This window comes from Streptomyces sp. NPDC052496 (assembly GCF_040679095.1).
In the GTDB taxonomy this organism is placed as follows: domain Bacteria; phylum Actinomycetota; class Actinomycetes; order Streptomycetales; family Streptomycetaceae; genus Streptomyces.
The window spans coordinates 733,109-755,009 of the sequence record NZ_JBFAUH010000001.1 but is presented as its reverse complement, the minus strand read 5'-3'; the positions used below and the strand labels follow the sequence as shown (position 1 = coordinate 755,009).

The window sequence follows — 21,901 nt, the reverse complement described above, 5'->3', positions numbered from 1 at the left end:
CGCAATAATGCGGTTTGACAAGAGCGAGGTGCGGCGGCGAACGTGCGCTCGTACGGCGGTCGACGGCGTGCCGGGCCGGTCGCCGGCCAAGGTAGCTTTGGGATCCCGCAGCGCTATGAAAAGAGGATTGGGGTGCCCGTGCCTGACGTCTCCGTAGTCGTGATCGTCTATAACGACGCCGACCGGCTACCGACGGCCGTCCGGTCCGTACTGGACCAGACGCTCCACGGAGTCGAAGTTCTGATCGTGGACGACTGCAGCACGGACAGATCCTTCGACGTGGCCCAGCAGCTCGCCGCCGCCCACCCGGACCGGGTACGGGCATTGCGGCTGCCGGAGAACAGCGGCGGCTGCGGAGCGCCCCGCAACCACGGCGTCCAGCACGCCACCGGCACGTACGTGATGTTCCTGGACAGCGACGACGTGCTGGAGCCGAACGCCTGCCGCAACATGCTGGAGGCGGCCGAGCGCACCGGCGCCGATCTGGTCTCCGGTATGTGCGTCCGGGTCAACGTCGATTCCCGTGACAAGAAGCAGACCGAGTGGTATCCGTGGCTCTACTCCCGGACCCGCACCATCGAGTCCGTTTCCGAATTGCCCGACCTGCTGGTCTTCGACACGCTGTCGACCAACAAGTGCTACCGGCGTGAATTCCTCCTGGAGGCCGGGCTCGTCTTTCCCGTCGGCATCCACTACGAGGATCTGCTCTTCTCGGCCCAGGCGTACGTGGCGGCCCGCCGGATCACCCTGATCCCCAACCACGTCTACTTCTGGAACGTCTTCGAGAAGGCCGCCACCAAGTCGATCAGCAACCGGCGTCACGAGATCGCCAACTTCGCGCACCGCATGGAGATCCACCGCCGGGTCGACGAGCTGCTGGAGCGCGAGGGCCTGGCCGACCTCAAATTCCACAAGGACGTCAAGTTCCTCAAGCACGACCTCGTGCTGCATCTGCGTGATCTTCCACTGCTGGACGAGGAGTACCGCCGCGAGTTCGCCCGGATGGCCAACGGCTATCTCGCCGGTATCGCCCCCGAAGCGTACGAACGGGTCCAGCGCATTCAGGCGATCTGCGCCTACCTCCTGGCCAAGGAGGACTGGCGGAATTTGATGCCCGCGGTGGACACCCTCATCAACCGCGACAAACTCTCCGCACCACTCGCCGAACGCGACGGCCGTATCTACTGGTGCGCCGAACACCTCGACGACCCCGAAGGCCGCCGGGTCCTGGACGTCACCGACGCCGGTTACCACACCCGCTCGGTCGGCCGGCTCTTCCTGCGCAACCAGCTCACCGCCTACGAGGACGACGGACGCGGCACGGTCCGGCTGGCCGGCACGGTCGTCAACCCGCTCGGCAAGGTCGCCCCCGGCACCCCGCTGCGCGGCCGCCTCGAACTCAAGGCCCGCCGCAAGAGCCTCCAGACCTTCTCCTTCCCGCTGACCTCGCTGCGCATCGCCGCGGACGGCCTGCACTGGGACGCCGAACTCGACCTCGCCCGCAGGCTGCGCCCGCTCGGCGTGATCGACGCCGTCTGGGACGTCCGGCTGATCCTGGACGTGGACGGCGTCACCACCCGCACCCGCCTGACCGTCGGCGGCGTCGACCTGGACAGCGCCCACGCGCTGCGGGTCCGCCCCCGGCTCACCCGGCTGGTCTCCGACCGCGTCGAGCCCGCCACCTCCAAGCGCGGCCACCTCACCTTCGTCCTGGACGCCCAGGGCAAGGCGGCCCGGCGCGCCAACGAGGTGCTGCGGCAGGCACTGCGCAGCCCCGCCGCCGACCTCGCCAAGAGCGGCGTGCGCAAGGCTCGCAAGGCCCAGCGCGACCTGAACTCCGGCGAGACCAAACTGCGCGTCTACCACGAGGTGTTCAGCAAGCTGCCCGTCCGCAAGGGCCTGGTCGTCTTCGAGAGCCACCTCGGCAAGCAGTACAGCGACAGCCCCCGCGCCATCTACGAGGAGATGCGCCGCCAGGGCGTCGAATTCGAGGCCGTATGGGCCTACGACGGCAGGAAGCCGGACGGCTTCCCCCAGGACGCCACCCTCGTCAAGCGCTGGAGCTGGCAGTACCTGCGCGCCCTCGCCCAGGCCGAGTTCTGGATCGACAACCAGGGCTTCCCGCTGCGCCTGGTCAAGCGCCCGGAAACCACCTACATCCAGACCTGGCACGGCTCAGCCCTCAAGCGCATGGGCTTCGACGAGCCGCGCATGAAGCTCAGGACGCGGGCGGCCCAGGCGGACTTCCAGAAGGTCCTGGACCGCTTCGACCACTTCCTGGTCCGCTCCGAGCACGACGTACGGACCCTGGCCAAAGCCTTCCGGCTGCGCGACGAGGTGCTGCTGCGCAGCGGCTACCCGCGCAACGACGCACTGGTCGCCACCCGCCGCGCCGAGGAGGCGAGCGGCGTGCGCGAGCGCGGCCCGCTCGCCGAGGAACTGGGCATCGGCGCCGACAAGACGGTGCTGCTGTACGCGCCGACCTTCCGTGCCAACCCCAACGGCTCGGTGCGCGGCTTCGAACTCCCCTTTGACGTGGACGAGTTCGCCGAGCGCTTCGGTGACCGCTTCGTGCTGCTGATGCGCTCGCACTACCTGAACAACGTGGTGCTGCCGCCGTCCGTACGCGGCAAGGTCATCGACGTCACCGGGTACCACGACATCACCCCGCTGCTCCAGCTGGCCGACGGCCTGATCACGGACTACTCCTCGGTGATGTTCGACTACGCGCTGCTCGACCGGCCGATGCTGTTCTTCGCGTACGACTACGAGGAGTACGCCAACGAGGCGCGCGGCACCTACTTCGACCTCAAGGAGAAGGCACCCGGGCCGGTCCTGGGCACGGCCGAGGAACTCTTCGAGGCCGTCGAGGCGCTGAAGGCGGCGGACGACGGGCACCGCGAGGCCCGGCGCCGCTTCACCGCCGAGTTCGGCGAGTACGACCGGGGCGACGCGGCCCGCCGGATCGTCGACCGGTTCTTCGGCGGAGGCGGCGCCGGCCACGCCGCGGACAGCGGCCCGGAGCCCGGCGACGCGCTGCCCGGCCCCACCGTCATCACCGGCTCCGCGCACAGCGGTTCTTCCGTGAAGGGGGAAGCCCATGACCGGGCGTGACATCTTCATCGTCTCCAACAACGTCGACGAGATGGGCGGGGTGACCACCTGGTCGCACCAGATGGCCCGGCTCTTCACGGCCGGCGGCCACCGGGTGCACGTCATCGGCGTCGTACCGGCCCCCGAGGAACTGCGCGCTGACCTCGGCGACGACCTGCCGTACGCGACGACGACCCTCTACGACGCCCACCCGCCCCAGGCCGTACCGGCCCCCCGCGGGCTCAAAGGCCGCCTGAACATCGCCGAGCAGCGGCGGCGCGCCGCCCGCCAGGCCGGGATGCAGCAGCAGGCGGACAAGCTCAGCGCGCTGTTCCGCGGCGCCCGGCCGGGCGGCGTGGTCATCGTGACGCAGGTGTGGGCCATGGAGTGGGTGGCGCTCGCCGACACCGCGGGCCTGCCGGTCGTCGGCATGACCCACGAGTCCTTCGACGCCTGCCGCAACTCCTCGCGCTTCGGGCGGGTCAAGAAGTACTACAAGGACGTGGACCGGCTGCTCGCCCTGACCCGTGAGGACGCCGACCGGTGGATCCGCCAGGGCATGGACAACGCGGACTTCATGCCCAACCCGCTGCCGGTGACGCCCGAGGTGCCCTCCGACCGCACCGCCAAGGTCGTCGCCAGCATCGGCCGGCTCTCCGACGAGAAGGGCGTCGACCTGCTCCTGGACACCTGGGCCATGGTCGCGCCGGACCACCCGGACTGGACGCTGCGCATCTACGGCTCCGGTGACGACGAGGACCTGCTGAAGAAGCAGGCCGCCACGCTCGGCCTGACGGAGTCCGTGGAGTTCATGGGCCGTACCGACGACGTGGCAGGGGCGCTGCGCGGCGCGTCCGTCTTCGCCCAGTCCTCCCGGGCCGAGGGCTTCCCGCTCTCCCTGATGGAGGCGATGGCCAGCGGCGTGCCGTGCGCGGCGTTCGACTGCGCGCCCGGCGTGCACGAGATCGTGCGGGACGGCGAGGACGGCCTGCTGGCAGTGGTCGGCAACACCACCGAACTGGCCCGCCACATCGACGCGCTGATCTCCGACAAGGAACTGCGCGACCGCCTCGGCACGGCGGCGCGGGAGAACGTCCAGCGCTACTCGACCGACCGGATCATCAAGCGCTGGGAAGATCTCTTCGCCTTGCTGGAGCGCTGAGGCACCCTGGACGGGCCGGCTCCGCACGCCGCGGGGCCGGCCCGTACCGGATGACGGAAGAGGCACACCGTGGCAGCAGACCGTCCGCCCGCTCCCGCCGGCCGGGGTTCCCGCGACCCGGCCGTCTCCGTCGTCGTGCCGGTGCACAACACCCGGCGCTACCTCGAACAGTGCCTGGGGTCCGTCTTCGCCCAGAGCCTGGGGCCGGACGCCGTCGAGGTGATCGCCGTGGACGACGGGTCCGACGACGGCAGCGGCGCCTGGCTGGACGGACAGGCCCGTACGCACCCGAACCTGACCGTGCTCCACCAGCCGCCGTCGGGCGGCGCCGGACGGCCGCGCAACGTCGGCATGGACCACGCCCGCGGCCGCTACCTCTTCTTCCTGGACTCCGACGACCACCTCGGTACCGAAGCCCTGGAACGGCTCACCGCGATGGCCGACACCCACGGCTCGGACCTCGTCTACGGGCGCATAGTCGGCACCGGCGGGCGTCCCGCGCCCGTCGACCTGCGCACCACCAGCCCCCGCGTCACGCCCTGGGACTCGCCCGTCTACTGGACGCTGGCCGCCTACAAACTCTTCCGCCGCTCCTACGTCCAGGAGCGCGGCCTGCGCTTCGTCGAAGGACGGCTGCTCGCCGAGGACCTGCCCTTCGGCATCGGCGCCCTGCTCGGCGCGGGCACCGTCTCCGTCCTCGGCGACTACGACTGCTACTACCTCCAAGGCCGCGACGACGACTCCAACGCCAGCCGCCAGGACCTCGACTGGCCCGAGCACCTCGGCTACATCGCCACCGTGCTCGCGCAGGTCGCGGAGCTGGTGCCGCCGGGCCCCGAGCGTGACACGCTCATGGTCCGCCACTTCCACGGCGAGATCCTCGCCCAGTTCACCGCGCCCTACCTGGCCCGGGACACCGAGGGGCGCCACGCCATGGCGAAGGCCGCCCGCCCGCTGGTCGAGTCCTACCTCACCGGCCGGGTGCTGGCCGCCCTGCCGCCCCGGCTGCGGCTGCGCGCGCACTGTCTGCGCGAAGGGCTGGTGGACGAACTGAGCGAGATCGTCCACGCGGACACCGGGCGGGAGCCGGGGCCGCCGGTGAGCGGCGAGGACGGCCGGGAGTACGCCGCGTACCCGTACTTCCGCGACCCGGAGCGCGGTATTCCGGACGACTGCTACGCACTGCGGCCGGCGGAGGCCCGGGGCACGGCCTGAAACGCCGTACGCCCCCGGCGGCACCGGGGGCGTACGAAGGCGGTGCCGGTCAGGCGCCGGCGCGGTGGTGCTGCCAGCCCTCCCAGGCGGAGGTGATCATGTCGCGTACGTGGTAGCGGGCCTTCCAGCCCAGCTCACCGGCGATACGGTCGGCGGCGGCGACGACTCGGGCAGGGTCGCCGGGACGGCGCGGGGTGACCTCGGCGACGGCGTCGGTGTGCCCGGTGATCTCGGTGATCAGGTCGACCATCTCCTTGACGGAGACGCCCTCGCCACGGCCGATGTTCAGCGTCAGGTCGCGCACCGGGCCGGGCTCGGCCAGCTTGCGGGCGGCGGCCAGGTGGGCGTCCGCGAGGTCCGCGACGTGGATGTAGTCGCGGACGCAGGTGCCGTCCGGGGTCGGGTAGTCATCGCCGAAGATCCGCGGCGACTCGCCGTCGGTGAGCTTCTCGAAGACCATCGGCACGATGTTGAAGACGCCCATGTCGGCCAGCTCGGGGGTGGCGGTACCGGCCACGTTGAAGTAGCGCAGGCACGCGGTGTTGATGCCGTGCGCCTTGCCCGCCGCGCGCGCCATCCACTCGCCGACGAGCTTGGTCTCGCCGTACGGGTTGATCGGCGCGCAGGGGGTGTCCTCGGTGACCAGGTCCACGTCCGGCATGCCGTACACGGCGGCCGAGGAGGAGAAGACGAACTGGCCGACGCCGCCCGCCGCCATGGCCTCCAGCAGCGTCTGCAGACCGTGCACGTTCTCGCGGTAGTAGTGCAGCGGCATCTCGACGGACTCGCCGACCTGCTTCTTCGCGGCGAGGTGCACGACACCGGTGACGCCGTGCTCGGCGATGGTGCGGTCCAGCAGCTCGCGGTCCAGGGTGGAGCCCACCACCATCGGCACGCCCTCGGGAATCCGGGCGGCCACGCCCGTGGAGAGGTCGTCGAGTACCACGACCCGCTCGCCCGCCTGTGTCATGGCCCGTACGACGTGGGCGCCGATGTAGCCGGCGCCGCCCGTGATCAAGTAAGACATCTCGCCATCCTAAGGTGGTCGTTGCTCGTCGGGTGGTGCAGGTGCGGCCGCCGGCCGCCGGCGTCCCGGCCGCCGTACGGCCGTCTCCGGCGCGCTGACCGGGGCCGTCGCGCGGCCTGCGCCGCACCGGGCCCGGCCGTCGCCGGCCGGGCCGCTGTGACGTGACTAACGAGCGCGCCCGCCGCCGCGGCGCAGCTTGCGGGCCGCGATCTGCCACGCGGTACGCATACCGGACGCCATCCGCAGCGCCAGCGCGCCGCCGGTCGTCGCGTACGGCTGCGCCAGCAGCAGCCCGTGCCGGGCGCTGGGCAGCGCGTGCCGCCGCAAGCCGGGGCCGGTGGCCCGCAGCGCGGCGTGCAGGACGGAGCCGTCCGCACAGCGCACCCGCGCGGTCAGGTCCCACGGGACGGGAGTCCCGGAGCCGTGGTCGCCGCGGATGACCAGGGCACCGAGGTCGAGGGCGGTCTCGGCCGTCCAGCTGTCCCCCGCCGGGTCCGGGGTGAGCGTGGCGGTGTGCACGGGCCCCGGCCGGCCGTCCGCCCGGCGGCGCAGCTCCACGTCGATGCCGACCGGCCCGGCGGCGGCCACCCGCCCGTACAGCTCGTGCAGGCGCAGCCGCAGCAGGGAGCGGGAGCCGAGGACGGGCTCGGCGTCGACGGTCACCGGCAGCTCGTCGGCGGGCAGCGTGTCCAGACCGTCCAGTTCGACCCCCGGCAGCGCGTCCGACCACACGGGCCGCTCGCCGTCGCGCGCGTACGGCGGCAGCAGCCGTCCGGGGCGGGCGGCGAGCTGGGTGAGCCGGTCGGAGTCCAGCGGCGTCTCGGAGGCGAGCAGCACCCGGGCGAGCCAGCGGGCCGGGGCGGTCGCGGCGAGCAGCTCGCTCTCCTCGAAGCCGGCCAGGTACGCGCGGGTCAGCCGCCACCACTCCTGCCGGTAATCGGCGCCGCGGGTGTGCAGCTCACGGACGTACATCCGCAGGTCGTGGTCGAGGAACTTGGTGCGCGCCGCGTGCGCGAGGCCTTTGTGCCCGGCCTCGGCGAAGATCCGCACGCTGGTGCGGTGCGCCTCGATGCGGGACTCCCAGTTGGCGACGTCCTTGCGATCCAGCGAGATCGACTGCTTGCGGGCGCCGCGCCGGACGTGCCAGACGTACACCTCGTCGGGCACCACCGCCAGGCGCGGGGCGGCGGCCAGCACCCGGGAGGTGAAGACGAAGTCCTCGTAGGTGAAGCGGCCGTCGGGGAAGCGGATGCCGTGGTCGAGCAGGAAGGCCCGGTCGTAGAGCTTGTTGACGCACAGGGTGTCGCCGACCAGCTCGGGGTGGGCGGTGACGGGCGCGAGCAGCGCGGGCTCGCGGTAGAGGCCGGGCTGCCAGGGCACCTCGCGCGGGCCCGGCAGTTCGCGGCGTACGCACAGTCCGGCCGTCACCGGCGTGCCGTGGCGCAGCGCGGCCGCCAGGAGGGCGTCGACGGCGCCGGCGGGCAGTACGTCGTCGCTGTCCAGGAACATCACGAAGCGGCCGGTGGCGGCCCGCAGCCCGTCGTTGCGGGGCGTGCCGCAGCCGCCGCTGTTGTCCGCGCGGTGGATCACCCGCAGCCGCCCGTGCTCCCGCGCGAGGTCGTCCAGGGCCTGGCCCGTGCGGTCGGTGGAGGCGTCGTCGACCGCGATCACCTCGGCGACCGCGTCCCCCTGCGCCAGTGCGGAGCGCACCGCCTCGTCGACCAGCGTGGCGTCGTTGTAGGCGATGACGACGATGCTGACCTGCGCGGACGGTGCGCCGGCGGGCCCCGGCCGCGGCTCTGGGGCTTCGTTCACAGTCACTACATCTACATTTCGTGTCGGTGTGGTCGGCGCCGGAGGCCCCCGTGGCTCGCGCCCCCGTGCTGCGGGGCCGTGAGTCGGCACACGGTGGCAAGCGCGCCCCTGCTCCGGGCCATCTTGCCGTCTCCCGCGCCCGGCCGGGCGCGGGCCCCCGGCTGCCCGCCGCCCGCCCCGTGCGGACCGGCCCGCAGGGGCCGCGGCGGATCGCCGGCCGTGCGCCGAACGGGTGACAGGCGCGATCGACAGTACGTAGTGAACTGGTTACGCTCTGCGTCCATTCGTGTACGCGCGCCGAGCGCCCCGACCTTGGGATGGCCATGCCCCGGTTCAGCGTCATCGTCCCCGCCCGCAGCGTCCAGGGCTTTCTGCGCGCCTGCCTGGACTCCGTACTGGAGCAGTCCCACCGGGACGTGGAGGTGATCGCCGTCGACGACTGCTCGGCGGACGCCACCGGCGCGATCATCACCGAGTACGCGGACCGCGACCCGCGCCTGACCGCCCTGCACCTGCGCCGGCCGAGCGGCGCGGGCCCCTCCCGCAACGCCGGAGCCGCGCTGGCCGCCGGCGACTACCTGCTCTTCCTCGACGGCGACGACACACTGGCGCCCGGCGCGCTGGCCGCCGTCGACGCACGGCTGCGGGCCTGCGGCGAGCCCGACGTCCTGCTGTGGGACCACGAACGGATGGACGTCTGGGAACGGCGGCGCCCCAGCGGCGACGGCGCCCTCCTGGCGGCGGCGGGCGACACGGTCTTCGACGCCGTACGCCGCCCCGCCGTGCTCGGCGTCGAGCCCGCCGCGTGGAACCGCGCGGTACGCCGCGAGCACTGGACCGGCCGGGGGCTGGCCTTCGCCGACGGCCCGTACGAGGACGTCCCGTACGCGTACGGGAGCCTGCTGACCGCCGGGCGCGTCGCAGCGCTGGACCGGGTCTGCGTCACCTGGCGCGAGCGGCGCCGGGGCAGCGCCGTCACCACGCCGGGGCGCCACCACTTCGTCGCCGTCGAGCGCTACGAGGAGCTGTTCGACCGGCTCGACGGGCTGCTGCCGGGCGGGCCGCGGGGCGACGGGGACGAAGGCGGGGGCGGGAACGCGGGCGGGAACGAGAACAAAGGCGAGAACGGGGACGAAGACCGGGACGGGGGCGAGGGCGGGGAGCCGGGCGCGGCGGAGGACGGCCGGCCGGCGCTGCTGAGCGTCCTGCACGCCCGGATGACCGACCGGCTGCTGGCCATCCTCGACGACCCCGACCGCATCGTGCCCGCCGACCGCGCCGCCTTCTTCCGCGCCGCGAGCCGCTGCATCCGCCGGCACCGCCCGGACGGCGCGCCGCTGCCGGCCGCACTGCGCTCGTACCGCGCCTACCGGTCACTGCACGGCGCCCAGGTGCTGCGGCGCGAGGTGGCCAGGGAACTGCGCGACCGCGGCGAGGCCGCCGCCCGCACCGCCTTCCGGCGCTACTACGGCCTGCGGCTGCACGCCCCGCTCGACACCGACCTGGTGCTCTACGGCACCCGCGGCAACCGCGCGGTGAACGGCAGCCCGTACGCCGTCGACCGCAAGGCCCGCGAGATCGCACCCCAGCTGCACGGTGTCTGGGCCGTCCACCAGGACGCGGTGGACGCCGTCCCGGCGGGCGCCGACCACGTCACCGTCGGCTCCCGCCGCTACTGGGAGCTGCTGGCCCGCGCCGCCTACCTGGTCACCGACGGCGACTTCCCCGGCGCGGCCGGGCGGCCGGGGCAGGTCTGCCTCCAGACCCACCAGGGCACCCCGCTGAAGGCCACGGGCCTGGACACGCACCGCCACCCGGGCGCCCCGGCAGGGCCGGGGTCCGGCCGGGTCCTGGAACACGCCGACCAGTGGGACTTCTGCCTCTCCGCCAACCAGCACTCCAGCGAGATCTGGGAGCGCGCCTACCCCAGCTCGTACGAGACGCTGGCCACCGGCTTCCCCCGCAACGACCGGTACGCCACCGCCACCGCGGCCGACGTGCGCGCGGTACGGGCCGCGCTCGGCGTCCGGCCCGGCGCGACCGCCGTGCTGTACGCGCCCGCCCGCCGCGAGCACCCGGCCGGCGCCGCCCCGCCGCTGGACGTGGCCCGCCTCGCCGCGGCGCTCGGCCCGCGCTTCCAGCTCCTGGTCCGCGCCCATCCGTACAGCGCGGGGCCTTACGACAGCCACCCGTACAGCGCGAGGCCTTACGAGAGCCACCCGTACAGTGCCCATCCGTACGCCGCCCATCCGTACGACGCCCACCCGCACCGGAGCGCGCCGGACCCGCGCACGGCCGCCCTCCTGGAGGACGGCACGGTCCTGGACGTCTCCGGACACCCGCACATCGAGGACCTGTGCCTGGCCGCCGACGCGCTGCTGTGCGACTTCTCCTCCGTCCTGTTCGACTTCGCGAACCTGGACCGGCCGATCGTCGTGCACACCGCCGGCTGGGACGCCTTCCGGGCCGCCCGCGGCGTCTACGTGGACCTGCTGTCCGGGCGGCCCGGCGACACCCCGGGCGTCCTCGCGCAGGACGAGGCGGCCATCGCCGGGGCCTTCCACTCCGGGCGCTGGGACGGCCCGGCGGCGGCGGCGCTGCGGGCCGCCTTCCGGGAGCGCTTCTGCCAGTACGAGGACGGGCTGGCCGCGGAGCGGGTGGTGCGCCGGGTCCTGCTCGGCGAGGACGACCTGCTGCCCCTGCTGCCGCCCGGGGAACGCCGGGTCGCCCCGTCACCCCGGGCCGCCGAACGGGCCGTGGCCCAGCAGGACGGCGCCACCCGCACCCTCACCGGGCCCGGTGCCGTCGTCGGGTGACAGGAGCCGGCGCGGGGTCAGCGGGTCGCCGAGCGGCGGCGGGCGGCGACGACGGCCTTGGTGATGAACGGCGGCAGGACGTTCACCGCGAGGCGGCGGGCCGGGCTGCGGCGGGCGCGCGCGGCGGGGCGGGCCGTGGCGGGGCGGGCGGGGGTCCGGGAGCCGGCGGCCGCGGGGGCCGTGGGCGACGCGCTCGGCGCCGGTTCCGTACGGTGCCGGGAGACCGGGTGCGCCGGCTCCTTGGCGCCCTTGGCGCTCAGCCGGACCAGCGGCGCCCCGTTGACCTCCTGCACCTCGTGCCACATGCCCTCGCGGCCGGTCAGCCAGGCCAGCAGCGCGGCCTGTACGGGCGCGGGGTCGCCCCAGGTGCCGTAGAACTTGGTCGGCGTGATGCAGATGGGGCGCAGCGCCTGGCCGGTGACCGCCTGCCAGGTGGCGGCGGCCACCCCGGGGCAGTGCTCGGCCCGGAAGTCGTCGAGGACGACGATGCCCTGGGGCGTGAGCAGGTCGCGCACCGTGACGATGTCGCCGTGCACGTGCTCGTACAGGTGCGAGGCGTCGATGTGTGCGAAGCGGCAGCTGCCCGGCTCGACGTGGTGCGCGACGCTGGAGCTGAGGCCCTGCACGATCTCGGGCAGCTCGTCGTGGAAGGAGAGGTAGTTCGCCTCGAAGGCGCGACGCGTCAGTGTGGCGTAGGACTTGGCCATCTCCTTGGAGTTGGAGGCGTCCTCGGCGGGCGAGTCGAACAGGTCGCAGACCGTGAAGCGGTCCCCGGGACGCAGCCGGGCGCCCATGAAGATGGCGCTCTTGCCCAGGTAGGCGCCGAGTTCGAGCAGGTCGCCCGGCTCGGCCCGCTCCTGCTGGCGGTTCAGGAACCAGTCGAAGAGCAGCTGGTCGGCGGTGAAGAACCAGCCCTTGACGTCGGACAGCCGCCCGGGGCGCGGGAGTTGTCCGTCACTGAGGTCTGCGGTGCGGGCAGTCATGTGCGGTCCGTCTCCAGACGGTCGGGGGCGTCGGCCGGCCGCCATCGTGGGGCAGCGACGTGAACGGAAAGTGGCGTACGGCACAGCGTTCCCTTACGTCACCGCACCCGTCCCGCACGCCACCCCGTGCCCCTCGGACCGGGGGAGCGGTCACTTCACCGCGCCCGCCATCACCCCGGAGACGAACTGCCGCTGGAAGGCGAAGAAGACGACCAGCGGGACCACCATCGACAGGAACGCGCCGGGCGCCAGCACGTCGATGTTGTTGCCGAACTGCCGCACCTCCTGCTGGAGCGCGACCGTGATCGGCGGGCTGCCGCTGTCCGCGAAGATCAGCGCCACCAGCAGGTCGTTCCACACCCACAGGAACTGGAAGATGCCCAGCGAGGCGATGGCGGGCCCGCCCAGCGGCAGTACCACCCGGGTGAACAGGCGGATCTCGTTGGCGCCGTCCAGCCGGGCCGCCTCCAGCAGTTCGCGCGGGATCTCGGCGAAGAAGTTGCGCAGCAGGAACACCGCGAACGGCAGGCCGAAGGCGGTGTGGAAGACGATCACCCCGGGCGTCGTCTCGAACAGGCCGATCGCGCCGAACAGCTCGGCGACCGGGATGAGCGCGACCTGCACGGGCACCACCAGCAGCCCCACCACGACCATGAACCACGCGTCGCGGCCGGGGAAGTCCATCCAGGCGAACGCGTACCCGGCCAGCGCCCCGATGACGACCACCAGCACCGTCGCCGGCACCGTGATGAGCGCGGTGGTCAGCAGCGAGTCCATCACCTTGGCGTTCTCCAGCAGCGCGCCGTAGCTGGACCAGGTCAGCTGGGCGGGCTCGGTGAACACCGTCCACCAGCCGGACTCGGCGATGTCCTGCGGCGAGCGCAGCGAGGACACCAGCAGGCCGGCCGTCGGCATCAGCCAGAACAGCCCGGTCAGGATCAGGACGACCCGCAGGGCGCCGCCGCCCGCGCGGGCCGCGATCCGGGCGGGCAGCGACTGCTTGGCCCGTACGACTCCGTCGGCGGTCGTCATCGCCCGCGCTCCTTCCGTAGGCGCCGGAGATTGACGTACATCACCGGCAGGACGAGCAGCAGCAGGAACACCGCGATGGCGCTGCCGATGCCCTGGTCCACATCCGTGCCGAAGGACGACTGGAAGAGCTGGAGCGCGAGCACGTTGGCGTCCTTGAGGCTGGAGCCCGGCGCGATGATGTAGACCAGGTCGAAGATCTTCAGCACGTTGATCATGAGGGTGACCAGCACGACGATCAGGACGGGCGCCAGCAGCGGCACCGTCACCCGGCGGAAGACCTGCCACTCGTTGGCGCCGTCCACCCGAGCCGCCTCCAGCAGCTCGCGCGGCATCCCGGCCAGCCCCGCCGCGATCAGCACCATCGCGAACCCGGCCCACATCCACACGTACGCGCCGATGATGGACGGGGTGACCAGGGCCGGGCCGAGCCAGTTGACCCCGTTGTACGCCTCGGCGAAGTTCGCCGCCGGCAGCCGCAGCAGGGCGCCGTCCGCCGCGGCGGGCAGCGTGAACCGCCCGTCCGGACCGGTGGTCGCGCTCGCCACCGTCCGGCCGTCCTTGACCGCCTCGACCGTCAGGCCCGGCAGGCCCTTCTCGGAACGGTCGACGATGTTCGGGGTGCCGCCGCCACCGCGGGTGAAGTCCAGCCAGGCGGTGCCGGTGACCTTGCCCGCCTCCGGGCGCGCGGCGGTCGCCGGGCGCGCGTCGCCCAGGTCGCCGGGCTGCACGGCCACCAGGGGCAGGTTCGCGGGGTCGCCCGCGCGCACCGGCTTCACGGTGGTGTACGCGCCCCCGGACGCCGTCAGCCCGGCGTTCGGCCGGGGCTTGGCGCCCGGGTACGGCGCGGGCTCCGCGAACGTGTCGTGGACGCCGACCCACACGGCGTTGGCGACACCGCGCTCCGGGTCCTGGTCGTACACCAGCCGGAAGATGATGCCCGCGGCCAGCATCGAGATCGCCATCGGCATGAAGACGACCAGCTTGAAGGCGGTGCCCCAGCGGACCCGCTCGGTGAGCACCGCGAAGATCAGGCCCAGCGCGGTGGCGACGGTGGGGGCCACCACGACCCAGATGACGTTGTTCTTCAGCGCGATGCGGATGCGCTCGTCGGTGAACAGCTCGCCGTAGTTGCCCAGGCCCACGAACCCGTCACCGGACGCGTCGAACAGGCTCCGGTAGACCGAGAAGCCGATGGGGTAGACCACCAGCGCCCCGAGCAGCACCAGGGCGGGCAGCAGGAAGAGGGCGGCGATCCAGGGGCGGGTGCCCGCCACACTCTTGACCCGGCGCAGCGTGCCGGTGCGCGGACGGACCGGGCCGGCCGGCCCGCCCGCGGTCGCAGCGTTCATGGTGGTGTCCCCCGGTCGATACGGTCGGCGGCGGTGCGGCGGTGCGCACCGTGGGTGCGCCGCGCGGCGGCGGGCCGCGCCGGCCCGCCGCCGTACGGACGCTCCGGATGTCAGCTGCCGTACGCCTTGGCGGCGTCCTGCTCCAGCTTCTTCTGGGTGCCCGCGATGTCCTTGGGGTTCTTCAGGAAGTCCTGGAGGTCCTTCCACTCACCCTGGCCCGGCTTGCCGCCGAAGCTCGCCGGTGCCTGGTCGGACATGTCGAAGCGGAAGTCGTCGCCCGCCTTGATCAGCGCCTGGGCGATCTCGCGCATCGTGTCGTTGACGTACGCGGCCTGGTCCAGCTCCTTGTTGGGGGAGATGAAGCCGCCGGCCTGCGCCCAGATCTTCGCGGCGTCCGTGGAGGCCAGGAAGGTGAGCAGCGCCTGCGCGCCCTTGGTGTCCTTCAGGGCCACCGCCGCGTCGCCGCCGGTCACCACCGGGGACCGGGAGCCCACCGCGGGGAACGGGAAGACCTTGGCGCCCTCGCCGACCTTGGCCTTGGTCTGCGCGATGTTGGTGGCGGCGAAGTCCCCCGAGGAGACCATGGCGGCCTTCGGCTGGTCGCCGCTGAAGGTCTGGGTGACCGAGGTGGGGAACTGGGTCTGCAGCGCGCCGCTGTTGCCGCCGGCCAGCAGCCCCGTCGTGCCGAAGAGCCGGCCGAGCGCGGTCAGCGCCTTCGTGACGGTCGGATCGGACCACTTGATCTTGTGCTGGGCGAGCTGGTCGTACTTCTCCGGACCGGCCTGCGAGAGGTAGATGTTCTCGAACCAGTCGGTCAGCGTCCAGCCGTCCGCGCCGCCCACCGAGACCGGCGGCACCCCGGAGTCCGAGATGGTCTGCGCGGTCTTCAGGAACTCCGCCCAGTCCTTCGGCTCGGCCACCCCCGCGTCCTCGAAGACCTTGGTGTTGTACCAGATCAGCGACTTGTTGCTGGCCTTGTAGTACACGCCGTACTCGGTGCCGCCGTACGCGCCCAGGTTGCGCCAGCCCGGCGAGAAGTTCTTGGCCAGCTGCTCCTTGGCCGCGGGCCCGAGCGGCTTGAGCCAGCCCTTGCGGGCGAACTCCCGCAACACACCGACCTGCGGCGGGAACGCCACGTCCGGCTGCCCGCCACCGGCGATCTTCGAGCCGATGAAGCCGGCCATGTCGTCGCCGCTGGGGATGTAGTCGACCGTCGCGCCGGTGCGCTTCTCGAACTCCTCCAGCACCTTCAGGAAGCTCGCCCGCTCCGGTCCGGTCCACACCGCGGCGACCTGGAGCTTCTGGCCGGTCAGCTTGGGCAGCTGGACGGAGACGCCGCTGCTGCCCTTGCTGCTGCTCCCGCTCTTGCCGCCGTCACCGCCGTCACCGCCGTTGCCGCTGCAGGCGGTCAGCGTCAGGGCGCCCGCCGCGGCGAGCGCCAGGGCGGCGCGGCGGGCCGCGGTGACGCGGGTGCGGGCGGCCCGCGCGCCGTCCGCCGTGCGGCCGGTGGTCGCGGTACGCGCGCCGGCGTGCCGTGTGCGTGAAGTGCCCATCCCCGTAAGCCCCTCCCGTGCGGTGCACTGAGCGCCGTGTGACGGTCCGCGCCGTGCGACGGCCCGCCGGGCACAGTCCTACGCCCGGATCACCGGCCCCGCAATACCGCCTCCCGCCCCAACTGGCCTTTCGTGACCGGCCCGTTACCCCTCGCGTACACCTCGCGGCCGGAACCGCGCGCCGCGCCTCGCCGGGGCCCGGGGGCCGGCGCTCAGAGCAGCGGCGGGGCGGTGGCCGCGCCGGCGGACTGGGCGGCCCGCTGCAGGGCGCTGGCCAACAGGGCCAGGTCGGTCGGCCCGTTGCCCAGCTCGCGCAGCGGGCGGCGGGCCGGCGGGTCGCCCATCCGCTCCCACTCCAGCGGTACGACCGTGGGGCGGAGCGTGGACGTACGGGGTATCCGCCCGGTCACCCGGCCGGCCTGGAACGGCGTGACGGAGGCGTCCGCCGTACGGCGCAGGCGGCCGCGCCCCGGCGGCACCGGCTCGGCCGCGTCGTCCGCCGGGCCCAGCTCCACGCGCAGTCCGGCCGCGCGGTCCGTGGCCGTCTCGGCCGTACGGTCCGGGTGGCCGGTGGCCGCTATCAGGTGCACGCCGAGCGCCGCGCCGTCCCGCGCCACCGCCTCCAGCGCGCGCACCACCGAACCGGCCGCCGGGCGGCCCGTACTGCCGAGGGCCGGGGCGACCAGCGCGTCGAAGTCGTCGACCAGCACGAACAGCCGGGGCAACGGCGCGGCCTGCGGGGCCTGCCCCTCGGGGCCGGGCACGGGAGCGCTGCGCGCCCGCAGCCGCAGGGTGCCCGTCGACGTGCTGTCCGGGTCGGCGGCGGAGCCGGACGGGCCCTCGGACGGGCGCCGGGGCGCCGGCGTGCGCGGCGCCGGGAGGTGCGCGGCCCGCCACTCGGCGAAGTCCGCGCCGGCCAGCGTCTCGGCGCGCCGCTTCAGCTCGGAACTGAGCGCCTGCGCGAACTGCCGCATCCGCACCGGGTCGGAGGCCGTCAGATGGGTGGTCACGTGCGGCAGGTCCGTGCAGACCCGCAGGCCCTCGCCGCGCTCCGGGCCCGCGCCGTCCACCAGGACCAGGGAGAGCAGGTCCGGGCGGTCGGCGGCGGCGAGCGAGGCGGCCAGCGAGCGCAGCAGCTCCGTCTTGCCGGTGCCCGGGCCGCCGGTCACCAGCAGCTGGGAGGCGTCGGCCGCCAGGTCCGCGCAGAGCGGCCCGTGCGGGCCGGCGCCCAGCACCGCGGCGGCGCCCGCCCGGCCCGGGTCGGCCGCGGCGGCCCAGCGGACCAGCAGCGACGCCGGGGTGGCCCGCGCCAGGCCCAGCTCGTCCAGCAGCCGGGAGGTGTCCGGCAGCGGTACGGCCGCACTGCGCGCCGGGCGCCCGCCCAGGCCCGTGCCCGTGTCGGCCTCGCGCAGCGGCGCCAGAGCGCGCGCGAACCGCTCGGCCCAGGCGCCGGAGACCGCGTCGACCGCGGCGACCGTGCCGTTCGGGCCCGTGCCGGGCTGGACGACGCGCAGCGCCGTGGCGACGTCGCCGCTCAGCACGGCGACCGCGCCGCACTCGCCGAACGCGGGCGACGCCGTACGGGCGGCCTCGTACGTCGCGGCCAGCGGGAAGGCCGGGGTGGCGGCGGGCGTCTCGGCCAGGCACAGCACGTGGATGCCGGCCGCGGGGCCGCTCGCCGCGAGCCGGGCCGTCGTCTCGCGCAGCGCCGACGAGCCGGGGTCGCCGTCGATGATCAGCAGGGTGTACGGGCCGTTGTAGCGCGCGGCGGCGGAGGCCACGGCGGACCGGTCGGCACTCGCCCAGTGCGGGCCCAGCGGGCCGTCGTCCAGACGGCGCGCCAGCTCGGCCGTACGGGCCGCCGCCTGCTCCTTGTCGTAGGCGAGCAGCAGCCGGCAGTCCTGGGCGTGGGCCGGGCGCACCTGCGGGAGCCAGCCGAGCCAGGCCCAGTCGGCCAGCCGGTCCTCCAGGGAGCGCACCCGGTCCGTGCTGACCAGCACGATCTCCAGGGTGGCGGGGGAGTGCAGGGCGGCGAGCTGCGCCACCGTGGCGCGCGCGAGGCCGCCGAGCCGGGCGCGCGGTCCGGCGAGTCCCAGGGCCCCCGCCTTGCGCAGCTCGACCGTCACCGGCGCGGCGGACCGGCCGCCGTCCTGTGCGACCGTGCCGAGCCGGACGGTGAGCGCGTCCGGGTGGTCGGGGCCGCGCTCCCAGAGCCGGGGCCCGGGGCCGAGCGCGGTCAGCAGCACCGTCGCCGGGTCGGGCCACCGCTCGTCGGCCGCCTCGGGGCTCAGCGGCTCGTCGGCGGGCTCGTACGCCGGCTCCGCCGCTCCGGACGCGGCGGCCTGCGACTGCCGCTGCTGCTCCTCCCACACCGTCGGCGCGGGGGCGGGCCCGGTCCCGCCGCGCTCGGCGGCGGGCCGGGCGCCGGTCAGCCGGCGGGCCCAGGCCCCGATGCCGCCGCGGCGCGCGGCCTTGGCGGGCGCCTCCTCCTGGCGCGGGCCGTGGGCCTCGGCCTCGGCGAGGCGGCCGGCCGGGGCGAGGTCCTGCCCGCCGCCGTGGGTCTGCTCCGGGCCGGCGGCGCCGGGGCCGTACGGCTCGTAGCGCTCCTGCGGGCTGCCGGGATACGGGGTGCCGCGCAGCGGGGTGCCGCGGCGCGCCGGGCTGTCGTACCCGGCGGGCAGCTCCTCGTGCGGCCGCGGGGCGTCGTACGGGGCCGGGCCGTCGTACGGGGGCGGGGTGTACGGACCGGTGGTGTGCGCCGTGGCGCCCTGGGCGGCCGGGGGCGCGGCGGGGGAGGTCTGGTGCGGCACCTCGGGCCGGCGGGTGTCCTGGTCGTGCGCGGCGGACCGCGCGCCGGGGACGGCGGGCGCGCCGGGACGCTCGCCGCCGGGGGCCGCGTCCTGCTGGGAGACGCGCAACCGGCCCTCGCCGTCGGGAGCGCACACCAGGGCCGGGTCGGGCTCGGCGGGCGCGGCCTGGAGGCGCAGCGCCGACTCGCCGATGCGCAGCAGCGCGCCGGGCGGCAGCGGCACCGGGCGCTCGCCGACCTCGGCGCCGCCGACGGCCGTCCCGTTGGTCGAACGGAGGTCGGCGACCAGTACGGAGCCGTCCGGCTCGACCGTCACCGCGCAGTGCAGCCGGGAGACGTCGGGGTCGTCGAGGGGCACGTCCGCCTCGGCGGAGCGGCCGACGCGGATCGCGCCGCTGTGGCCGCCGTGCAGGAGGTGGACCCCGCCCGCGTCGGGCCCGGAGACGACCCGCAGCCGGGGCGCGCCGTGCGGCAGGCCGTGCGCCGGGGCGGGACCGGGGGCGCCGAGGGAGAGCACCGCGCCGTCGATCAGCGGCGGCTCGCCGACGGCCGCGCGCTGCGGGTCCAGCCGCTCGCCGCCCGCGTACAGCACGACGGGGCCGCCGGCGCCGCCCGCGCCGGCACCGCCCTTGCCGCTGCTGCCGCTGCCGCTGCTGCCGATGTCCGCGCCGGACCCGGCCACGGCGGCCGCGAGGCCGCCCGCGACCGTGGCGAGCGCCGTCCCGGCCGGGGCCGTGACGAGGACGTCGCAGGCCCGCGTGGGGTGGCCGCTGTGCGGCCCGAGGACGGTCAGCCGGATCTGCATCGCCGTCAGCGGTCCCTTCCGCCCGGACCGTTCGGCGGGGGCCCGTGACCTCCCCCGCCGCGCCCGGGCACTCGGCACGTACAAGTCCCTAGGCGCGGTGCTCGTGACTCCCGCGCCGCACGCGCGCGACGGAGACCCCGTACCCCCACCGCTTCCGTGCTGGGTGCATCCTCGCACCTGCCACTGACAACACGCCCGCCGACCATCACTCAGTGATCTTGATTGATCGCGCCCGGACGGAAAACCGCCTGATCGGGTACTGCGAACGGCCTATTTTCGATCATCGGCGTTCGCTGTTCGGCCTGACGTGGACGCCGATCCCGAGCCGCCCGCAACCATCTGTCCTGATTGCGCGTCTTTCCCCCGAGCCCCGCCCGATCGTCCCGCCGTACGGCCCGTACGGCGGCACTACAGTGGGGCGACGGGCCGCTGCGACCCACCGGCCCGGCAAGGATCGATCACGACCAGGGAGCGCACGTGCGGCCGGTAGGCAGCAAGTACCTGCTTGAGGAGCCGCTGGGACGCGGCGCCACGGGCACCGTCTGGCGTGCCCGTCAGAGGGAGACGGCCGGCGCCGAGGCGTCGGTGGCCGGGGAGCCCGGCGAGACGGTCGCGATCAAGGTCCTCAAGGAGGAGCTGGCGCACGACGCGGACGTCGTCATGCGCTTCCTGCGGGAGCGCTCGGTCCTGCTGCGGCTGACCCATCCGAACATCGTGCGCACCCGCGACCTGGTCGTCGAGGGCGACCTGCTCGCCCTGGTCATGGACCTCGTCGACGGCCCCGACCTGCACCGCTACCTCCGCGACAACGGCCCTTTCAGCCCCGTCGCCGCGTCCCTGCTGACCGCGCAGATCGCCGACGCGCTGGCCGCCAGCCACGCCGACGGCGTCGTGCACCGCGACCTGAAGCCCGCCAACGTCCTGCTCCAGGGCACCGGCGAGGGCGACACCGCCGAGCTGCACCCGATGCTCACCGACTTCGGCATCGCGCGCCTCGCGGACTCGCCCGGCCTGACCCGCACCCACGAGTTCGTCGGCACCCCCGCCTACGTGGCGCCCGAGTCCGCCGAAGGCCGCCCGCAGACCTCCGCCGTGGACATCTACGGCGCCGGCATCCTGCTGTACGAGCTGGTCACCGGCCGCCCGCCGTTCGGCGGCGCCAGCGCCCTCGAAGTGCTGCACCGCCACCTCAGCGAGGAGCCGCGCCGCCCGTCCACCGTCCCCGAGCCGCTGTGGACGGTCATAGAGCGCTGCCTGAGCAAGGAGCCGGGCGACCGGCCGAGCGCCGAGAACCTGGCCCGCGCGCTGCGCACGGTCGCCGCCGGCGTCGGCGTGCACGCGACCCCGGCGCAGGCCGAGGCCGCGCTCGGCGTGGCCGCGCTGCTCGCGCCGGACCCGTCCCCCGCCACGGTGCCCGGTACCGGCACCGGCGGTACGGGCGACGCCGACCCCACCCAGGTGCTGCCGTCGACCGGCGCCGCGTACGACCCGGCCGCGGCGACCAGCGTGCTGCCGTCCGCCGGCGGCCGGGGCGGTCCCGGCGGCCCGGACGCCGACCCCACCCAGGTGCTCGCCGCCGGCTCCGGCGGCCCGGACCAGGACGGCCAGGGGTACGGCCCGGGCCAGGACGGCCAGGGGTACGGCCAGGGCGGCGCCGACCCGACCCGTGCGATGCCTCCCGTACCGCCCGGCCCGCCCGGTGGCCGGCCCGAGGGGCCGCACCCGTGGGAATCCCAGATGCGGGCCGCCCGGGACCGCAACGAGCAGACGCAGTACCTGGACCCCGGCCAGGACCCGCTGCGCCGCCGCCCGCAACGGCAGCCGGCGCAGCCCCAGCAGCAGCCGCCGCAGTACCAGCAGCAGGCACCCGCTCCGTACCAGCAGCAGGCCCCCGCGCCCTACCAGCCGCCGCAGCACCAGCCCCAGCAGGCGCCGCGCCGGCAGCCGCCGCCGCCCCAGCGCCGCGAGCCCGAGCCGCGGCCGGAGCGGGAGCCGCGGCCGCGCCGTGAGCCCCGGCAGCGCAGCGCCAACCCGATGCGCATCCCGGGGCTGGGCTGCCTGAAGGGCTGTCTGTTCGTCCTGGTGATCCTCTTCGTCGGCGGCTGGGCGGTCTGGGAGTTCTCCCCGCTCCAGGAGTGGATCGGTACGACGAAGGGCTACTTCGAACAGATCGGCGATGTCATCGGCGGCGTCCGGGACTTCTTCAAGGACGTCGGCACCTGGTTCGGCAAGTGATGTCCTG

Annotated in this window: 12 protein-coding genes; 5 read left to right on the top strand and 7 right to left on the bottom strand. The window is 74.4% G+C overall.

Annotated elements, in window-relative coordinates:
- The first annotated feature begins 132 nt into the window (after nucleotides 1–132).
- The 3 genes from AB0L45_RS03325 (at nucleotide 133) to AB0L45_RS03315 (ending at nucleotide 5,470) form a co-directional block, all read left to right on the top strand.
- A complete protein-coding gene (locus AB0L45_RS03325; RefSeq protein ID WP_365835529.1) occupies nucleotides 133–3,114 on the top strand; it encodes a bifunctional glycosyltransferase family 2 protein/CDP-glycerol:glycerophosphate glycerophosphotransferase in 2,982 nt (993 codons plus the stop codon).
- Entirely contained in the window at nucleotides 3,101–4,255 is a 1,155-nt protein-coding gene (locus tag AB0L45_RS03320; RefSeq protein ID WP_365835527.1) for a glycosyltransferase, read from the top strand. Before AB0L45_RS03325 ends, AB0L45_RS03320 begins: the two co-directional genes overlap by 14 nt.
- Nucleotides 4,256–4,324: 69 nt before the next feature.
- Entirely contained in the window at nucleotides 4,325–5,470 is a 1,146-nt protein-coding gene (locus AB0L45_RS03315) for a glycosyltransferase (RefSeq protein WP_365835525.1), read from the top strand.
- 49 nt (nucleotides 5,471–5,519) lie between these two features.
- On the opposite strand, the gene galE is transcribed toward AB0L45_RS03315, so the two are convergent.
- Both galE and AB0L45_RS03305 read right to left on the bottom strand, forming a co-directional pair.
- The gene (gene galE / locus AB0L45_RS03310) at nucleotides 5,520–6,497 is read right to left on the bottom strand and encodes a UDP-glucose 4-epimerase GalE (RefSeq protein WP_365835523.1); all 978 of its coding nucleotides are present in this window, start codon (nucleotides 6,495–6,497) and stop codon (nucleotides 5,520–5,522) included.
- 165 nt (nucleotides 6,498–6,662) lie between these two features.
- Nucleotides 6,663–8,312, bottom strand: coding sequence for a glycosyltransferase (locus AB0L45_RS03305; RefSeq protein WP_365835521.1), 1,650 nt, complete (start codon nucleotides 8,310–8,312; stop codon nucleotides 6,663–6,665).
- A gap of 323 nt (nucleotides 8,313–8,635) precedes the next feature.
- Here AB0L45_RS03305 and AB0L45_RS03300 point away from each other — a divergent pair, with 323 nt between their 5' ends.
- Entirely contained in the window at nucleotides 8,636–11,128 is a 2,493-nt protein-coding gene (locus AB0L45_RS03300; RefSeq protein WP_365835519.1) for a CDP-glycerol glycerophosphotransferase family protein, read from the top strand.
- Between the two features lie 17 nt (nucleotides 11,129–11,145).
- On the opposite strand, the gene AB0L45_RS03295 is transcribed toward AB0L45_RS03300, so the two are convergent.
- The 5 genes from AB0L45_RS03295 to AB0L45_RS03275 all read right to left on the bottom strand — a co-directional run bounded on the left by AB0L45_RS03295 (nucleotide 11,146) and on the right by AB0L45_RS03275 (nucleotide 19,659).
- Complete coding sequence (locus tag AB0L45_RS03295) at nucleotides 11,146–12,111, bottom strand: class I SAM-dependent methyltransferase (protein WP_365835517.1); 966 nt, start codon at nucleotides 12,109–12,111, stop codon at nucleotides 11,146–11,148.
- 150 nt (nucleotides 12,112–12,261) lie between these two features.
- A complete protein-coding gene (locus AB0L45_RS03290; protein ID WP_365835515.1) occupies nucleotides 12,262–13,143 on the bottom strand; it encodes a carbohydrate ABC transporter permease in 882 nt (293 codons plus the stop codon).
- A complete protein-coding gene (locus AB0L45_RS03285; protein ID WP_365835513.1) occupies nucleotides 13,140–14,492 on the bottom strand; it encodes a sugar ABC transporter permease in 1,353 nt (450 codons plus the stop codon). Before AB0L45_RS03285 ends, AB0L45_RS03290 begins: the two co-directional genes overlap by 4 nt.
- Nucleotides 14,493–14,602: 110 nt before the next feature.
- Nucleotides 14,603–16,045, bottom strand: a complete 1,443-nt coding sequence (locus AB0L45_RS03280; protein ID WP_365835511.1) for an ABC transporter substrate-binding protein — start codon at nucleotides 16,043–16,045, stop codon at nucleotides 14,603–14,605.
- Nucleotides 16,046–16,257: 212 nt separating this feature from the next.
- Nucleotides 16,258–19,659 (bottom strand): FtsK/SpoIIIE domain-containing protein, encoded by a 3,402-nt coding sequence (locus AB0L45_RS03275; protein ID WP_365835509.1) that lies wholly within the window; start codon nucleotides 19,657–19,659, stop codon nucleotides 16,258–16,260.
- Between the two features lie 477 nt (nucleotides 19,660–20,136).
- Between AB0L45_RS03275 and AB0L45_RS03270 the strand changes: the two genes are divergently transcribed.
- Entirely contained in the window at nucleotides 20,137–21,894 is a 1,758-nt protein-coding gene (locus tag AB0L45_RS03270) for a serine/threonine-protein kinase (RefSeq protein ID WP_365835507.1), read from the top strand.
- Nucleotides 21,895–21,901: the final 7 nt, after the last annotated feature.

Bases quoted from the DNA above. Each gene is read 5' to 3' on its own strand.
- AB0L45_RS03300 (WP_365835519.1), top strand. From the start codon at position 8,636: ATGCCCCGGTTCAGCGTCATCGTCCCCGCCCGCAGCGTCCAGGGCTTT.
- AB0L45_RS03285 (WP_365835513.1), bottom strand. From the start codon at position 14,492: ATGAACGCTGCGACCGCGGGCGGGCCGGCCGGCCCGGTCCGTCCGCGC.
- AB0L45_RS03295 (WP_365835517.1), bottom strand. From the start codon at position 12,111: ATGACTGCCCGCACCGCAGACCTCAGTGACGGACAACTCCCGCGCCCC.
- galE (WP_365835523.1), bottom strand. From the start codon at position 6,497: ATGTCTTACTTGATCACGGGCGGCGCCGGCTACATCGGCGCCCACGTC.
- AB0L45_RS03320 (WP_365835527.1), top strand. From the start codon at position 3,101: ATGACCGGGCGTGACATCTTCATCGTCTCCAACAACGTCGACGAGATG.
- AB0L45_RS03290 (WP_365835515.1), bottom strand. From the start codon at position 13,143: ATGACGACCGCCGACGGAGTCGTACGGGCCAAGCAGTCGCTGCCCGCC.
- AB0L45_RS03275 (WP_365835509.1), bottom strand. From the start codon at position 19,659: ATGCAGATCCGGCTGACCGTCCTCGGGCCGCACAGCGGCCACCCCACG.
- AB0L45_RS03280 (WP_365835511.1), bottom strand. From the start codon at position 16,045: ATGGGCACTTCACGCACACGGCACGCCGGCGCGCGTACCGCGACCACC.